Raw genomic sequence first — 15,494 nt, 5'->3', positions numbered from 1 at the left:
GTACCCATTATGTTTTTCTCAGAACGCCCTATAGTAAAGCGGCAATTCGGATGAAACAATGAAACAACACGATCAGTCAGAGATTTCTGTAGGAATATTATATATTGTTCCTACCCCTATTGGTAACTTGGCCGACATTACCCAACGCGCACTGACAGTATTAGCAAAGGTCGATCTGGTTGCAGCAGAAGATACACGCCATACCGGTCTACTCCTACAACATTTCGCCATCAATGCGCGCTTATTCTCATTACATGATCACAATGAACAACAAAAAGCCGATGTACTGATAAGTAAATTACAACAAGGTGAAAGTATAGCCTTAGTTTCTGATGCAGGTACCCCCCTGATTAACGATCCAGGCTATCACCTCGTGACCCGCTGTCGCCAAGCGGGGCTCAAAGTGGTTCCCCTTCCCGGCGCGTGCGCAGCAATCACCGCGTTAAGTGCTTCGGGGCTCCCTTCCGATCGTTTTTGTTACGAGGGATTTCTCCCTGCCAAAAGTAAAGGCCGTCGCGATACCTTACGAGCATTAGTGGAAGAGCCTCGTACCTTAATATTCTATGAATCCACCCATCGTTTACTTGATTGTCTGGCCGATATGGTTAGCGAATTAGGGGAACATCGCCATGTTGTGCTCGCGCGGGAAATTACTAAGACTTGGGAATCAATCCACGGTGCGCCAGTGGGCGAATTGTTAGCTTGGGTACAGGCCGATGAGAATCGCCGAAAAGGTGAAATGGTGCTTATCGTGGCTGGCTATCATTCACAACAGGATGATCTCCCGGTCGAAGCCTTGCGCACGCTAGCACTTCTGCAGGCTGAACTGCCTCTGAAAAAAGCAGCGGCGTTAGCGGCCGAGATCCACGGCGTGAAGAAAAATGCGCTATATAAGCATGGATTAGCGCAGCAACAAGCCAATTAAACGATAGAAAAACGTGACAATGGCAGTAATTTCCCCTATCATCCGCCGCCGAAGCTGACCAGACAGTCGCCGCTTCGTCGTCGTCCCGAAAGGGAGACGGGCGGAGGGGAGGAAAGTCCGGGCTCCATAGGGCAGGGTGCCAGGTAACGCCTGGGGGGCGCAAGCCCACGACCAGTGCAACAGAGAGCAAACCGCCGATGGCCCGTAAGGGATCAGGTAAGGGTGAAAGGGTGCGGTAAGAGCGCACCGCGCGGCTGGCAACAGTCCGTGGCACGGTAAACTCCACCCGGAGCAAGGCCAAATAGGGGTTCACATGGTACGGCCCGTACTGAACCCGGGTAGGCTGCTTGAGCCAGTGAGCGATTGCTGGCCTAGAGGAATGACTGTCCACGACAGAACCCGGCTTATCGGTCAGCTTCACCTTTTTAAAAAACAATACGTTGGTGTATCTCAGGTGCTTAAAAGCATAAATGAGATACTGAATGGGATACATCAACGATTGTTACCTGCCTCATACGCTTTAGTTTAACGGTGTTTTACACCTACCGCAGAGTGTTGGATCATCCATTTTTCCGTTGCTCGCCTGGTACGGATAGTCTGCGCAGATACCAGTTTCTGATCTCCCAATTAACGCCATTCTTCACTCTTTTGCGATCTGGGACTATCCACCGCGCTCCGTTACAGAGGAGCATACGAATGATGAAAAAACTCTCCCAGAATGAGATTGATGCTTTGTAGTCGCACAACATGCAAAGATTGATGGCTACGTTAAGAATATCCCCGCCGACACTCGTCAGTGAAAAATTAGGGGAGCTGTAACGCCTCCGTTAACAGCTGATTTAGGTCAGACGTTTGCACAGTTTTTTCAAGAGTCCTATGAGGATCAACTCGCTCAGTAGCGAAGCATCTCCGACTGAATCTTATTTTCTTGAGTCTCTGGTTCAGCGTGCTGATATTTCAGATAAACCAAATCGCTCGCCGCGATATCAAACATTTGCTCTAAGTGGTAGAGGGTCTACCCCGTCAGAACAAGAAGCCATATAACAAGGTGACGGTTCGAGAGTGTTTAGATCTGGATGAAGTTCCCAAAGGAGACCTTGTGTCCACGAAAACTGCTAAGGGTTATCTGAAACTGTGCCAAGGGCTGTTCTCTATCAGAACTGCATCTACCTGTTCACTTACGTAACTAAGGGGAAATCCCCCTATACGAAAACATTCAACACTGAGGATTTAGAAGAGTGAAAAAGGAAGAAAGGTCGATCACCAGCTTTATCTGATGTGCTGCTACGGTGTGCATTTACACGCAGGCGTTGAAGCAGAGGGGGCAGTTTGCCCGCTTATTCTTTGGGATAAGAAAATTCAGCAGTGACTAAATGTGACTCTAATTTATCAGATTGAACGTCATACGCGAAGTTATACCGCTTTCCAGATTTAAACCTTAATCCGAATACAGGAAGACACTCACCCTTCGGTATATAAACAGGCTTGTCATCAAAAATCTTGTGAAGGGAGTCGTCGCTATTATCGCTGTTGATTTGAATAGCAGTGATCCGTTCCTGTGGCTCCAGCGGTGACACCACGCAAACTTGATTATCTTTGATTAATACCGCTGTAGATTCTCGCTCTACCATTCGATCACTAGACCCAGGGCATCCCGTTAAAAGAAATACGACAGCCAGCAACATTCTATTTTTCATGATTAACGCTTCTTCCCTGTTACTAATTTCTGGTAAAGCGAAGGGACATCCTGCAACATATCTACGCCCCTGTACATCCCCATACGCCCAGGTCTCTGATAGTAAGACCATTTACTCATCCCATAAACCAGTATTAACCAGTAATCAGCTAAAATAGAGGCCTGCTGTTCAAGAGAATAATCAGTGAGCTTATCTTTATCCAGTCTATAGGTATATTCAGCAGCCCAGCTAAAAGCTCCCCGCATTCTCACCCATTGCCCGTGTTGATGTTGCCACACATGCGCCAGTTCATGGATGAATACATATTTATCTTCGATGAAAACAGAGTTTGCGGAAAAGTCTCCCCTGTACATCGGTTTTCTGTACCATAGCTCCCCATTGGGAGTCATAGCATAGTTTTGTTTCTGTAGTCCGAAGGGTAAATAGCTGTCGCAATGAATCCAGATACGGCTATACACTAACGAATCACCGAACACCCTTCGGGCCATTGCAATCTCACCTAACGTCATCCGGCGTAATGTTCCTTCCTCTGCCTGTGCGCTCATAAACTGTCCTCCTTGTATAGTTTATCTCAGGTTATCCAGAGAGCATAAAATGCGCAATTAACAGATTTTGTACAAAAAAAGCCATTTAGTGCCGTGATCGGTAGGTTAAAACAGATTGTTAAGCAACCTACAGGAAAATTGCAACTCCCCGTCTCAAGCCACCCTAAAATCTAATTGCTTGTCGAGGAAATCCGACAACCCGGTCAGGCGAAACACTCTGCCGCCTATTGGGCAAAGAAATTGGCGTTAAGTGAACGAAGTTTGGCGAGGTTAATGGTCAGTGAGACCGGATTGAGTTTTCGTCCATGGCGACAGCAGTTACAGCTAATCCTCGCCATCAATCGACTTGTAGAGGGTGAGCGTGTCGAGATTATCGCCCATGAGCTCGGCTATGAATCGGTCACCGCATTTATCACCATGTTTAAGAAAGCGCTAGGCATAACCCCTGGCCAATATCGACAAGGTATCAATGCCTAGCGTCACTGCCAGGTTAGCGGTATTTACGGTGATTTTGATTACGTAAGGCTGCAATCTGTTGCGCGGTCTGCTTGGCCTCAGCCAGCTTACCAAGCTTAACTTGTTGCTCGGCTTGGTTAACTTTAGCGATCAACTGATCAAACGCATCACGCCAGCCCTGCATAGCAGGACTTTGCGGCGAACTCCCCGCCAACGATGGTGGAGTCGCTGTTTTCGCGTCTTTCGCTGCATCACGCATTTGAGTCAACGCTTGCTGCATTTCACTGGCCTGATCACTGCTTAATACCGTGCTCAGACCTGCGGATAAGCTCAGCATATCCCCTTCTAAATCCGCTGCCCGTACGGGAAGGGTTAATGATGAACAAAACAGTGCGATACTCAGTACGACGAAATTTATTTGCCGCATAACGCATTCCCTCGGGTTATTGACCTGCAATACTCATTTGTTCTAAAAGAATCGAACCGCACTGAATATTTCCACGCTCATCGATATCGTCGCCGACTGTCACCATTGTACGCCACATATCTTGCAGGTTGCTCGCGATAGTAATTTCGCTTACTGGATATTGAATTTCACCATTCTCCACCCAAAAACCTGCAGCCCCTCGGGAATAGTCACCGGTCATTGCGCTAACGCCCTGCCCCATTAACTCTGTGACCAGTAATCCGGTGCCCATTCTTTTCAATAGCTGCTCAAAGCTTTGGCCTTGACCGGCTAAACGCCAATTATGGATCCCACCTGCATGACCGGTGCTGTGTAAGCCCAGTTTGCGGGCAGAATAGCTGGTCATTAACCAGGTTTGTAGTACGCCTTGGTCGATAATGGTACGTTGCTGTGTACGTACGCCCTCGCTATCAAAAGGAGATGACGCGGTACCCTTAAGAAGATGTGGCTGTTCGGTAATCGATAACCACTCAGGGAAAATTTGTTTTCCAAGGCTGTCGAGTAAAAACGTCGATTTACGATAGACGCTGCTCCCGCTGATCGCCCCGACAAGATGCCCGATTAACCCGCTCGCGATTTCGGGAGCAAAAAGTACTGGCGCTTTGCGTGTGGAAAGTTTTTGTGGAGAGAGCCGCGCTAGCGTGCGCCGTGCACATTCTTGACCTACCCACTCAGCGCTTTTCAGGTCGGCAAAGTCACGTCCAGAAGTATAAGCGTAATCCCGTTCCATCTGACCCTTTTGCTCGGCAATCACTGAACTGAACATGGAGTGACGGGTGGAACAATAACTTTTCAAGAAACCGTGACTATTCCCGAAGACACGGATCCCAGCATGGCTACTGAAACTCCCCCCTTCGCTATTCACGATACGGGTGTCGCATTCTAATGCTGCTTGCTCAGCCGCCGCCGCATAATCAATCGCTTGATCGGGTGTAATGGCTAAAGGGTGATAAAGATCTAAATCCGGCGCATCCCATGCGAGCAGAGAAGCCTCGGCAACAGCCGAGAAAGGGTCTTCTGAGGTATAGCGAGCAATATCGGTTGCCGCTTGTACCGCACGTTCGATCGCCGCAGGACTTAAATCCGTCGACGAGGCACTTCCCTTACGCTGCCCCAAATAAACGGTAATGCCTAATGCACCATCGCTATTAAATTCAACGTTTTCTACTTCACCATAGCGAGTGCTTACGCTCAGTCCAGTAGTTTTATTTACCGCGACTTCTGCGCCATCTGTGCGGCTTTTTGCGAAGGTTAAGGCATGTTCGACTGCTTGTTCAAGAACCTTTTGTTGTTCTGAAACTTGAAGAGATTCACTCATTGCACTGCCATCTGCTGTTATCTGAAGGTAGAATAAGTTTAACAGAGTCAGCGAACAATTTCGCAGTCTGGCTGTAACCTGATAGCATAAGCCACTTTATTTAGGAGCCCTACCATGATTAACCCGCCCGATGAGTGGCTCGACCACCAGCCTGACCCTCAAGATGAAGAAGACGAAGAGATTATTTGGGTCAGTAAAAGCGAAATAAAACGTGATGCAGAAGAACTCAAGCGTCTCGGCATGGAGATGATGGAGTTAAGCAAGAACGAACTCGATCGACTCCCGCTGGATGAAGAATTACGTCAAGCCATTGAATTAGCTCAACGTATTAAAAAAGAAGGGCGTCGTCGCCAAATTCAGTTAATTGGAAAGATGCTGCGTTCGCGTGATGAACAGCCGATCCGCTTAGCACTCGACAAACTGAAAAACAGACATAATCAGCAAGTCGCGCTGTTCCATAAACTGGAAGTCCTGCGTGACCGTCTGATTGAACAGGGTGATAGCGCGATGGATGAAGTCATTGGACTGTATCCTACGGCTGATCGCCAACAGCTTCGCAGCTTGATCCGCAATGCGCAAAAAGAGAAAGCCACCAATAAGCCTCCGAAATCATCACGCCAGATTTTCCAATACTTGCGTGAGCTCGCCGAAGCTTAACTGTCAACTGCCGCCCAGCGCCAACACTGCGCGGCATTGCTTTATTACATTGCGCTTAACGTGCTAAGACTGTCCAACAGTTTTTGATGGATTCCCTCAAAACCGCCATTACTCATCACCAAAATCACATCGCCCGGTTTGACTGATTTCGTGATCATCGCGACCAAATTATTGATATCGGCGCTCCACTGAACAGGTTGAATACAAGCTTCTGCCACATCTGAAACCTGCCAAGGAATATGACTCGGCTGAAAGAGAAAAACTTCATCTGCTCGTGCTAATGAGGGGGCAAGCTCATTCTTGCTCACACCAAGCTTCATGGTATTGGAGCGAGGTTCCAGTACCGCAAGAATACGTCGCGTACCACCGACCTTACTGCGTAGGGCAGAGAGCGTGGCGAGAATAGCTGTAGGATGGTGAGCAAAATCATCATAGACCTCTATCCCATTCACCGTACCGCGTAGTTCGAGACGGCGTCTGGCATTCACGAAGTCATTCAATGCTTTTGCCGCATCGGGTGGGGTAATACCTACATGACGGGCAGCGGCTATCGCCATCAAACCGTTATGCATATTATGTTCACCCACCAGGCCCCACTCCACTTCGGCGACCACTTGGTTATTAAGCTTCACCGTCCAACTGGACGCATCTGGACGTATTTTTTGTGCGTGCCATTGCCCTTGTGGACCCGTTGTCTCTTGTTCGCTCCAGCAGCCCATACCCACCACCTGACGCAGGTTGTGGTCTTGCTCCGGCCAAATCACCTTCCCTTTACCCGGCACAATGCGCAGCAAATGATGGAACTGCTTTTTCACGGCATTTAAATCATCAAAGATATCGGCATGGTCAAATTCAAGGTTATTGAGTACCAGTGTACGTGGACAATAGTGAACGAACTTCGAGCGTTTATCGAAGAAAGCACTGTCATATTCATCCGCCTCTATCACGAAGAAAGGGCTATCGCCTAAGCGTGCGGAGACATCAAAGTTTCCTGGTACGCCGCCAATCACAAACCCCGGCGCCATACCACAGGATTCGAGGATCCAAGCGACCATACCGGAGGTCGTCGTTTTACCGTGCGTGCCGGCTACGGCAATCACCCAGCGATCACGCAGAATGAAATCATGTAGCCATTGTGGACCGGAAACGTAGGGAATATTATTTTCCAACACGGCTTCAACGCAAGGGTTACCCCGTGACATCGCATTACCGATAATCACTAAATCTGGCGCAGGATCGAGTTGCTGCGGGTCGTAGCCTTGGGTCAGACTAATCCCTTGTTGTTCCAATAAAGTACTCATCGGTGGATACACATTCGCATCAGACCCTGTTACCTCATGTCCCAAAGCGCGCGCGAGAATGGCTAAGCCACCCATAAATGTTCCACAGATACCAAGAATATGAATTCGCATAATAGAGATCTACCACTAAGTTTTTTGTACAGTTTACCTATATCGCATTTAGGAGCAACTGAGAGGATTGATTTGATCCGGTCCGCAGTGTAGCTTGACTATACTGTTAATGAAAAGTAAACCAATTTACAATCAGGATACGCAATGAAGACCTTAGGCGAATTTATTGTTGAAAAACAAGCAGACTTCCCCCATGCCACTGGTGAGCTCACCGCCCTTCTTTCAGCAATCAAACTTGGCGCGAAAATCATTCATCGTGATATCAATAAAGCTGGCTTATTAGATATCCTCGGCGCGAACGGGGTTGAAAATGTGCAAGGCGAGCAACAAATGAAGCTCGACTTATACGCTAATGAAAAACTGAAATCTGCTTTAAAAGCCCGTGGGATTGTTGCCGGGATTGCCTCTGAAGAAGAGGATGAGTTCGTTATCTTTGAAGGCTTCGAGGATGGGCGTTATGTAGTATTGATGGATCCGCTGGACGGTTCATCAAACATCGATGTTAACGTCTCGGTAGGCACTATTTTCTCTATTTATCACCGTGTGACACCAGTAGGCACGCCGATTACTGAAGAAGATTTTATGCAACCAGGTAGCCAACAAGTGGCGGCAGGGTACGTCGTCTATGGCTCTTCTACCATGCTAGTGTATACCACGGGTAATGGTGTTAACGCTTTCACCTATGATCCTTCATTAGGGGTGTTCTGCTTAAACCAAGAACGTCTCACCTACCCACCTACGGGCAAGATGTACTCCATCAACGAAGGCTACTATGTGCATTTCCCAATCGGCGTGAAAAAGTATATAAAATTCTGCCAGGAAGAAGATGAGGCCACGTACCGCCCTTATACCTCCCGCTATATCGGTTCTTTAGTGGCTGACTTCCACCGTAACCTGCTCAAAGGCGGAATTTACCTCTACCCACAAACCGCGAGCCATCCAAAAGGAAAACTCCGTTTGTTATATGAGTGCAATCCAATGGCCTTTCTTGCGGAACAAGCCGGGGGTAAAGCGAGCGACGGTGTAAACCGAATTCTCGATTTAAAACCGCAAACCATCCACGAGCGTTGCCCTTTTTACGTCGGTAACCAATACATGGTGGAAGATGTTGAACGTTTTATCAGTGATAATCAGTAACTGATTAAAAAAATCGGACACATACTGGTGCGTAATTCGCTATACTGCGCACCACAATTTTTACTGATAAATAGGAATCAACCATGAGCTTGAACCTCGTCGAAGCAGGTAAAGACTTACCTGAAGATATCAACGTTATTATTGAAATCCCTGCCAACGCTGCTCCGATCAAATATGAAGTTGATAAAGAATCAGGCGCTCTATTTGTTGACCGTTTCATGGCAACGGCGATGTTTTACCCATGTAACTACGGTTACGTTAACCATACCCTCTCTTTAGATGGTGACCCGGTTGACGTTTTAGTCCCAACGCCTTACCCATTACAACCGGGTTCTGTGATCCGTTGCCGTCCAGTGGGCGTACTGAAAATGACCGACGAGTCTGGCGAAGATGCTAAAGTCATTGCTGTCCCACACAGCAAGCTGTCTAAAGAGTACGATCACATTAAAGATGTTAATGATCTGCCGGAATTACTCCGTGGCCAAATCGCACACTTTTTCGAGCAATACAAAGCGCTTGAGAAAGGTAAGTGGGTGAAAGTAGAAGGCTGGGGCGACGCTGCTGCAGCGAAAGCGGAAATCGTTTCTTCTTTCGAACGCGCTCAACAGAAGTAATTGCTCCAAAAAAATGCCGTCGGTTAAGACGGCATTTTTGTATCAAGGATTCTCACCCCTATCAAGCCAATTACCACTCGGTATTTGCTGACGGCCTGCCACAGAACGCTGATAAATATACATCCAAGCACTGCCGTAAGGCGTCGAGACCAGCTGGCGTTTATACTCTCCGCCTTTGGTTCTCAACGCATCCAGCTCCCCTAAGGTCATGGCATCAATACGATAGACTTCACCCTCAATAGTGCCTTGACCGGGGATAACCCCCGGATAATGACCAAGATTATAGAGCTCGTAGCCTTCGACTTGATGATCACCCAGCCACTGAGCATTAGTCATCCAATGACTATTTCCCTGCTTACGTCTTAAACTGCCATAGACAATGATTCGCATAGCTAAAACTCAAACTTATAAAGCACATCCAGTGCCTGATCGACGCCAGACACTGCTTCCAGGTAGAGTTTAGGCATCAAACGATATCGTAGCGTAAGGGTTGCTAACGAATCGAAGAGTCCCACTCCGTATTTTACTTGTAGGCCTGGTAGTACATAGCCACTGACTTGGACTTGTTGGCTATCGCCAACGCCCGCGGTATCTAACGCTAAATTACTGACACCGAAAGTCTCGCCGATTTTACCCATAACTTGACCACTTTGTGCAACCCCTAACCCCACTAAAGCAGACGTTAATGCATTACTGTCATCACTACTTCCAAGACCTTGGCCCCTTAACAGGTAAGAGAGTGCAGCTTGTTGAGACATAGCGGGATCAGAGAACACCTCGACTTTCGGCTCATCCGCTAAGCCGGTGACACGAATACCGGCGGTAACGTTGTCTTCGGTCGCATCGGGATTACGAATGGCTTCTAGATTCACATAAGGTTGATCCGGCGGACCAGAGAACTGTAGCTGCCCTTTACGCACGATCAAGTCTTGGCCATAAGCATGGAAGCGGCCTGAAGGAATATTAATTTGTCCATTTAAGCCCAATCCATTTTTCCCTTGCCCGACTTTTAGATCGCCATTTAACCGTGCATTTAATCCAAACGCAGACAATTTCACATCATCGCCCACATGGATAATCAAGTTACTGTTAATCGCCATACCTGTGGTCGTCGGCTTGATCGGTTGTAAGTGCTCGTCCAGCATCACCTCATCCGACGAAACACCGACCGCACTCTCTGGGACATCTTGCACCACAATTCTGGCCCATGGAATATCGACGCGCCCATCAAGGTTAAAGGCCGTAGGCGTTGCATCAAAGGTTAAATCAGGCGAGACATCCATACGCACCATTGGTGGCACGGTTACACGAATTTTTTCACCTTTAGCCGCAATATGCGCATGCCAGTTATCGAGCTGTCGCCAATCCGCATTCCCTGACAGGTTTAAATTGCCATGAGCGGTTTGAATTAATCCCTCAAGTGTCGATGACATACCATTAAACACCATCGACAGATTCGCATCGGTCAATTCCACAGGCATTGCGCTGGTCAATGCTTTGGCATTTTTAAGGGCAAGTTGGCCAAACACTTGTGGATTCTGTAACGAGCCACCTAGACGCAGCTGACTACTCAGCACCCCTTGTACGCTTTCCCCTTTAGATAAAGCCGGATTAAGCATCGCCAAGGAGAGATTATCAATGCCAACCGTACCGCCTAATGTGCGGCGATTTTCGGGATCAGCAATCTGCACATTACCGGTTAATTGGCCATTATTGACCAATTTAATCAACCATTGAAGCTGAGCTTTACCTTTTACTAATGCAGCTTTGACATCGAGTCGGTCAAAGGCGATAGGCAGCATCTTACCCTGCACATCTTGACGCACCTCAACACCTTGTCCACTAAGACTCAGTTTAGCCTCGGGTAGACCGCCCTTCGCTGTCCAGTTTACCCGAGTATCGCCACTGAAGCGTCCTGATAGCTGAGTTTGAGCGGGCAGAAAGTCCTTCAACATAGCTAGATCAAGGCGTCGAATCTGCAAATGTGCATGGCCATCGGGCCCCGCCACAATCGGTTCCGGAACACAAAGCTCAGCATTAGGGTTTACCCAGCAATGGCTCCCTACCGTGATAGTTTGTTTGGTATTTTGATAATCAAGGCTCATCGCACGGCTTAACGTCACGTTACCCACTGGCGTCGAGAATTGACTCCGGGTTAAGCTTCCTTGCCAACGTTGTTGCTGACGGTCGAAATGGCCTTTTAGCGCTAACTCTCCTGCCACCGGCTTACCAGTGACTTTCAAGGTTAATTGATGGGCTTGCTCATTACCGCCAGCGTTCAGCAGAATTTGATTAATATCCACCCCTTCTTGATGCAACTGCTGCAGGTTAAGGACCAAGTTACCTGAAATCTGCTCAGCCGAGCTGACATTCCCCTTCAGCGCCAATGACTGCAAGCGTATTTGCTGCCAACGTAAAGCACGTCCTTGTAGGTCAACCTTCAGCTCAGGCTGTTGTAGAGTCCCCCGGGCATTTATTACCCCTTTCATCGTTCCGCCAAGCCCTGGCAGGGCATTGTCAAGCGCTGGTGCATCAATATCGGCATCAAGCATCAGCTTATCGTTCAGCTCGCCATGTACATTGAGGTGATTACGACCTAATGCCACCAAGAGTTGCGGCACTTTCCACTGCATGTAGCTATTGCCTTGCAAGCTGCCTTCAATATTGACAGGGTTCTGTTTAACATTGCCTTTAATATCAACTTTCGGAACACTCAACTGCCAGGTTCCACCGAATAAACTGCCTTTGGTCGTAACCTGACCGTTAATTTTGGCTGGCCAGTCTGGGTATTGGCGCGCGGTATTGATATTGTTTAAGGTTAAATCACTGTGCCAACTAATCGCCTTATTCCAATCAACTAATGCGTTAAGATCAACATTACCTTGCAGGGCGGCAACACGTAGCCGGTCTAAACTGAATTGACCAAGATCGCCTTTACCCTTTAACGATATTTGTGCAGGCGGAATACCCTGCCCTGTTAAGGCTGCTGCTAGCTGAATGCGGTAATCAGAAGCCTTACCAGAAGTATCCAAATTAACGTTATCGACTTGGACCTGTGCGGGGCCGGTGAGCGGCCACCGTAAACGTGGGCTGTTCAGTTTCAATGAGAAAGGCAACCCGACTGTCGCCGGTTGCGCCATCGCATTGAGCTGGGCTTTCACGGGTCCAGAGAGATTAACAGCCAGATCAACTTGCTGCTTCATATTGCCTTTCAGCGACAGCTTCACCTTCTGCCCCTTGATGGAGTCAACGTTTACCGTGCTGTTAAGGTTCAGATTAACTGGCCAGTTATCAGTCAAATCGGCTTCACCGCTCGCATGCAGCTGCCCTTGTATCGCCTGAACTTGTAATTGTTGTAAGGCAATATGGTTATTCAAGGCGCGCGCTTTCAGGTTAAGCTGATTAATGGTTAACTCGGTGTCCCCCGTTACCCGTAAGCTATTGCCGGTGATCCCTTGAATATCGACATCCACAGGTAAGGTCACTGAAGGAAGATCCAACAACGGCTTAGCAAACATTGCGCGTAGAGTATCGCCTAATGGCGGTTGTTGCGCTGCGATACGCGCCTGTTCATCTTCAGCTTTTTTCTGCTGTGAGACCTGTTCTGCCGTTTGAGTCATCGCGGTTTTGGTGGCCTGTGCAGCGTGATCGACCGCCACTTGCGCCACAGTCGGCAAGGCTAATAAGAAATTATTAATTTGGGTAGGGGCTAAGGTAATCTGGCGATTTTGCCAAGCAATACCTGTACTGAACTCTCCGAGTGCAATACGGGTATCATCGACTTTAACATTGATATTGTGCAAGCCAAGATGCTTAAGCGTCAGCGGATACGGTGTTGAAATATCCGTTAACGGTTCACTCTTCGTCTCTTCAACCGGCGTCGATGGGGCCATCTTGCGAGTATCGACCACGACACTGACATCGCTTAATGACAGATCGTCAACACATACTGATGAGTGCCAGAGACACGAGGTATTGACCGCAAGATGAAGCTGACCTCCACGTACCTCAACCCCTTGCATCTGATAAGTGATATCCCGCAAGTTCAGGTCACGCCAGCCACCTTGTACCTGGCTGATATGTAAGCCAGGTACCCATCGGTTTGCGCCCTTGAATAACAGATGCAAACCAGACGTAGTGCCAATCAGTAAGGCGACCGTGGTCATCAACAGTAGGACGATGACGAGTAGGCCGATTATTCCTTTTTTCCACCAACTCATAATTCAGGTCCTAAGCCAATATAAAACTGAATACCGTGGGTATCTTTATCACCAATCGGGGTGGCGATATCAAATTTGATCGGTCCAACAGGGGAAGCCCAACGAACCCCTACCCCAGCACCGGTTTTAACATCGCTTTCTTTGAAATTATTAACCGCTTCACCGCTATCGAGAAACGCCGCCCCCCACCATTTCCCAGTGACGTTATATTGATATTCAAACGAACCTGTCGCCATTTTGCTGGCACCGGTTAAGTTATTATCACTGTCCCTAGGTGAGACATCTTTATATTTGTAGCCACGAATGCTGCGATCACCTCCCGCAAAGAAGCGCAGATCCGGGGGAACTTTGTCAAAATCATCCGTTTCTATCCAACCCAGCGTTCCCCTCACCACGAAGCGGTGCTTCTCTGCATAGGTGCGGATCCATACATTTGACGCTTGTAATATCACGAAGTCAGCGCCTGAGCCCCACGTAGTATCCGAAAAATCAACCGAGTAACGCTGTGAATCTCCCCATGTCGGCATTAATCCTCCGCGCGAACGCGTTCTATTGATACTAGCGCCGGGGTAAAGCAGCATAGTGGTATTGGTATAATTACCTTGGGTATAGTGGTCCAAACGCCAAGTTAAGTTGACGGCTTTTTGCCAACCACTGCTATTTTCCCAATAGCGCGAGCCGACAATCGTGGTCGAGTCGGCTTTTGTATCGTTTAGGTCCGTCCGCTTAAGCCCACCTTTAATGGTGTAGTATTGCTCAAGAGGATTTTTTAAGAGTGGGATTTTATAGGTGAAATCCAGTTGCTGTTCAGGTTGTGACAGATAGGTATTAGCAGTAATGCTATGACCATATTCGTTGACCCAAGGTCGGTTCCATGTCGCTCTAAGCTGTGGGCCGACATCGGTCGAAAAGCCCGCACCAACTTCTAAACTATTTTTTACTGCCGGGGTGACCGCAGCATTGATCGGTAAGACTTTGGTTTTTTGCGCACCTTTGAACTCAGGCGCTGCCACAACAGAACCGAACCAGCCCATTGCGGATAAACGACGATTTAGTTCTGCTAAGGTTTTTGAATCGTAGTAGTCACCTTCGTGGAAAGGCACCAATTTTTCTAGATACTCTTCTCTGATTTGCGATCCGGAAAAGGTCACTTTACCAAAGCGATAGCGCTGCCCAGTATCGTAGTCGATGTCCCAAAAGGCTTGGTGTAGCGGAAGCGATACGCCTAGTTGGCTCTTGCGATAAGCCCCATCGAAATATCCCTTACGTAATGCAATACTGGAAAAGCCATTTTTGAATTTATCGTAATCGCCATGGTTGAGAACGTTCCCGACTTTAGGCCGTCCCTTTTCAACCCACTGCTGATACTCAGTATCGTTTTTGCCTTCACCTTCAACCAATAAGGTACTCCCGCCAATTTTGACCGCTACACCGGGATCAACATGGACAGTGAGCACTTTTCCAGTGGGAAGTGCCTGTTCGGGCGAAAGACGATAGGTAATAATCGGCTCGTAATAGCCAAGCGCCCGCAGACTTTGTTTAATGACCGCATCCAGACGAGCTTGAAAACGACTGTCTGCACTGATCTCTTCACTGGTAATAGTCGCCAGCCTAACTCTGACATTATTTTGTAGTTCACCAGAAAGCCCTTCGAGGTTTAGCCTAACCGTCGCGGCCTGAAGTGAAGGGGCGGCTAACAAAAGTGCTGCCATACTATAATGGGTTAAACGTGCCACGAACTCTCCTGTTAAACATCCATTTGCAGCAGCAAATCGCGTAGATTCATTAAAATATACACACTGTGGTAAGCTTAGTCTTGTTCAAACCTTAGAAAGTCGAAATCAAATAATAATATTTCTTATCAATCTCGCTATTGTCCAAAAACCCTGCATAAATTACAACCAGTGATCTAAAAGCCTTCTATTTATGCTGAATTTCTGCTCATCTCCCCCTAGCGACTTATTCATCGCTACTGCTATACTCTACTTAGGCAGTAATCACTGCCACTTCTGTTGCTGAGCATTATTCATAGTGAATATGCCTGACA

General features: G+C 47.9%; 13 protein-coding genes and 1 other RNA gene. 6 read left to right on the top strand and 8 right to left on the bottom strand.

Features of this window, described 5'->3' with window-relative positions:
• The first annotated feature begins 58 nt into the window (after positions 1–58).
• Positions 59–925 carry a 16S rRNA (cytidine(1402)-2'-O)-methyltransferase gene (rsmI, locus tag HH682_RS06920; protein ID WP_214236860.1) on the top strand — a complete coding sequence of 289 codons (867 nt, stop codon included), beginning with the start codon at positions 59–61 and terminating at the stop codon, positions 923–925.
• A 50-nt stretch (positions 926–975) separates the two neighbouring features.
• Positions 976–1,348: RNase P RNA component class A (rnpB, locus tag HH682_RS06915), an RNA gene on the top strand.
• Between the two features lie 914 nt (positions 1,349–2,262).
• On the opposite strand, the gene HH682_RS06910 is transcribed toward rnpB, so the two are convergent.
• Together HH682_RS06910 and HH682_RS06905 are read right to left on the bottom strand one after the other, a co-directional pair.
• Complete coding sequence (locus tag HH682_RS06910) at positions 2,263–2,622, bottom strand: putative T6SS immunity periplasmic lipoprotein (RefSeq protein WP_214236859.1); 360 nt, start codon at positions 2,620–2,622, stop codon at positions 2,263–2,265.
• Positions 2,623–2,624: 2 nt separating this feature from the next.
• Positions 2,625–3,167, bottom strand: a complete 543-nt coding sequence (locus HH682_RS06905; RefSeq protein ID WP_214236858.1) for a type IV secretion protein Rhs — start codon at positions 3,165–3,167, stop codon at positions 2,625–2,627.
• 174 nt (positions 3,168–3,341) lie between these two features.
• Here HH682_RS06905 and HH682_RS06900 point away from each other — a divergent pair, with 174 nt between their 5' ends.
• Entirely contained in the window at positions 3,342–3,644 is a 303-nt protein-coding gene (locus HH682_RS06900; protein WP_214236857.1) for a helix-turn-helix domain-containing protein, read from the top strand.
• Between the two features lie 13 nt (positions 3,645–3,657).
• On the opposite strand, the gene HH682_RS06895 is transcribed toward HH682_RS06900, so the two are convergent.
• Together HH682_RS06895 and pmbA are read right to left on the bottom strand one after the other, a co-directional pair.
• The gene (locus HH682_RS06895) at positions 3,658–4,050 is read right to left on the bottom strand and encodes a cytochrome b562 (protein ID WP_214236856.1); all 393 of its coding nucleotides are present in this window, start codon (positions 4,048–4,050) and stop codon (positions 3,658–3,660) included.
• A gap of 16 nt (positions 4,051–4,066) precedes the next feature.
• Positions 4,067–5,407, bottom strand: a complete 1,341-nt coding sequence (gene pmbA / locus HH682_RS06890; protein WP_214236855.1) for a metalloprotease PmbA — start codon at positions 5,405–5,407, stop codon at positions 4,067–4,069.
• A 114-nt stretch (positions 5,408–5,521) separates the two neighbouring features.
• On the opposite strand from pmbA, the gene yjgA reads away from it, so the two are divergent.
• Positions 5,522–6,064 carry a ribosome biogenesis factor YjgA gene (yjgA, locus tag HH682_RS06885; protein WP_214236854.1) on the top strand — a complete coding sequence of 181 codons (543 nt, stop codon included), beginning with the start codon at positions 5,522–5,524 and terminating at the stop codon, positions 6,062–6,064.
• A gap of 44 nt (positions 6,065–6,108) precedes the next feature.
• Here the strand turns inward: yjgA and mpl are convergent, their stop codons facing one another.
• Entirely contained in the window at positions 6,109–7,476 is a 1,368-nt protein-coding gene (gene mpl, locus HH682_RS06880) for a UDP-N-acetylmuramate:L-alanyl-gamma-D-glutamyl-meso-diaminopimelate ligase (protein WP_214236853.1), read from the bottom strand.
• 144 nt (positions 7,477–7,620) lie between these two features.
• On the opposite strand from mpl, the gene fbp reads away from it, so the two are divergent.
• A complete protein-coding gene (gene fbp / locus HH682_RS06875; RefSeq protein WP_214236852.1) occupies positions 7,621–8,613 on the top strand; it encodes a class 1 fructose-bisphosphatase in 993 nt (330 codons plus the stop codon).
• Between the two features lie 83 nt (positions 8,614–8,696).
• Positions 8,697–9,227: an inorganic diphosphatase gene (gene ppa, locus HH682_RS06870; protein ID WP_214236851.1), complete on the top strand. Its 531-nt coding sequence runs from the start codon at positions 8,697–8,699 to the stop codon at positions 9,225–9,227.
• 42 nt (positions 9,228–9,269) lie between these two features.
• Here ppa and HH682_RS06865 read toward each other — a convergent pair whose 3' ends face one another.
• Genes HH682_RS06865 through tamA form a run of 3 tightly spaced genes read right to left on the bottom strand, consistent with a single transcriptional unit; the run spans position 9,270 to position 15,159 of the window.
• The gene (locus HH682_RS06865; RefSeq protein ID WP_214236850.1) at positions 9,270–9,617 is read right to left on the bottom strand and encodes a gamma-glutamylcyclotransferase family protein; all 348 of its coding nucleotides are present in this window, start codon (positions 9,615–9,617) and stop codon (positions 9,270–9,272) included.
• Between the two features lie 2 nt (positions 9,618–9,619).
• On the bottom strand, positions 9,620–13,447 hold the full coding sequence (tamB, locus tag HH682_RS06860; protein ID WP_214236849.1) for an autotransporter assembly complex protein TamB: 3,828 nt from the start codon (positions 13,445–13,447) through the stop codon (positions 9,620–9,622).
• On the bottom strand, positions 13,444–15,159 hold the full coding sequence (gene tamA / locus HH682_RS06855) for an autotransporter assembly complex protein TamA (RefSeq protein WP_214236932.1): 1,716 nt from the start codon (positions 15,157–15,159) through the stop codon (positions 13,444–13,446). The genes tamB and tamA overlap by 4 nt, the downstream gene beginning before the upstream one ends.
• Positions 15,160–15,494 lie beyond the last annotated feature (335 nt).

This window comes from Rosenbergiella gaditana (assembly GCF_018494065.1).
GTDB lineage: Bacteria > Pseudomonadota > Gammaproteobacteria > Enterobacterales > Enterobacteriaceae > Rosenbergiella > Rosenbergiella gaditana.
Note: the sequence above shows the minus strand (reverse complement) of the source record. Positions and strands in the feature narration are given on the sequence as shown.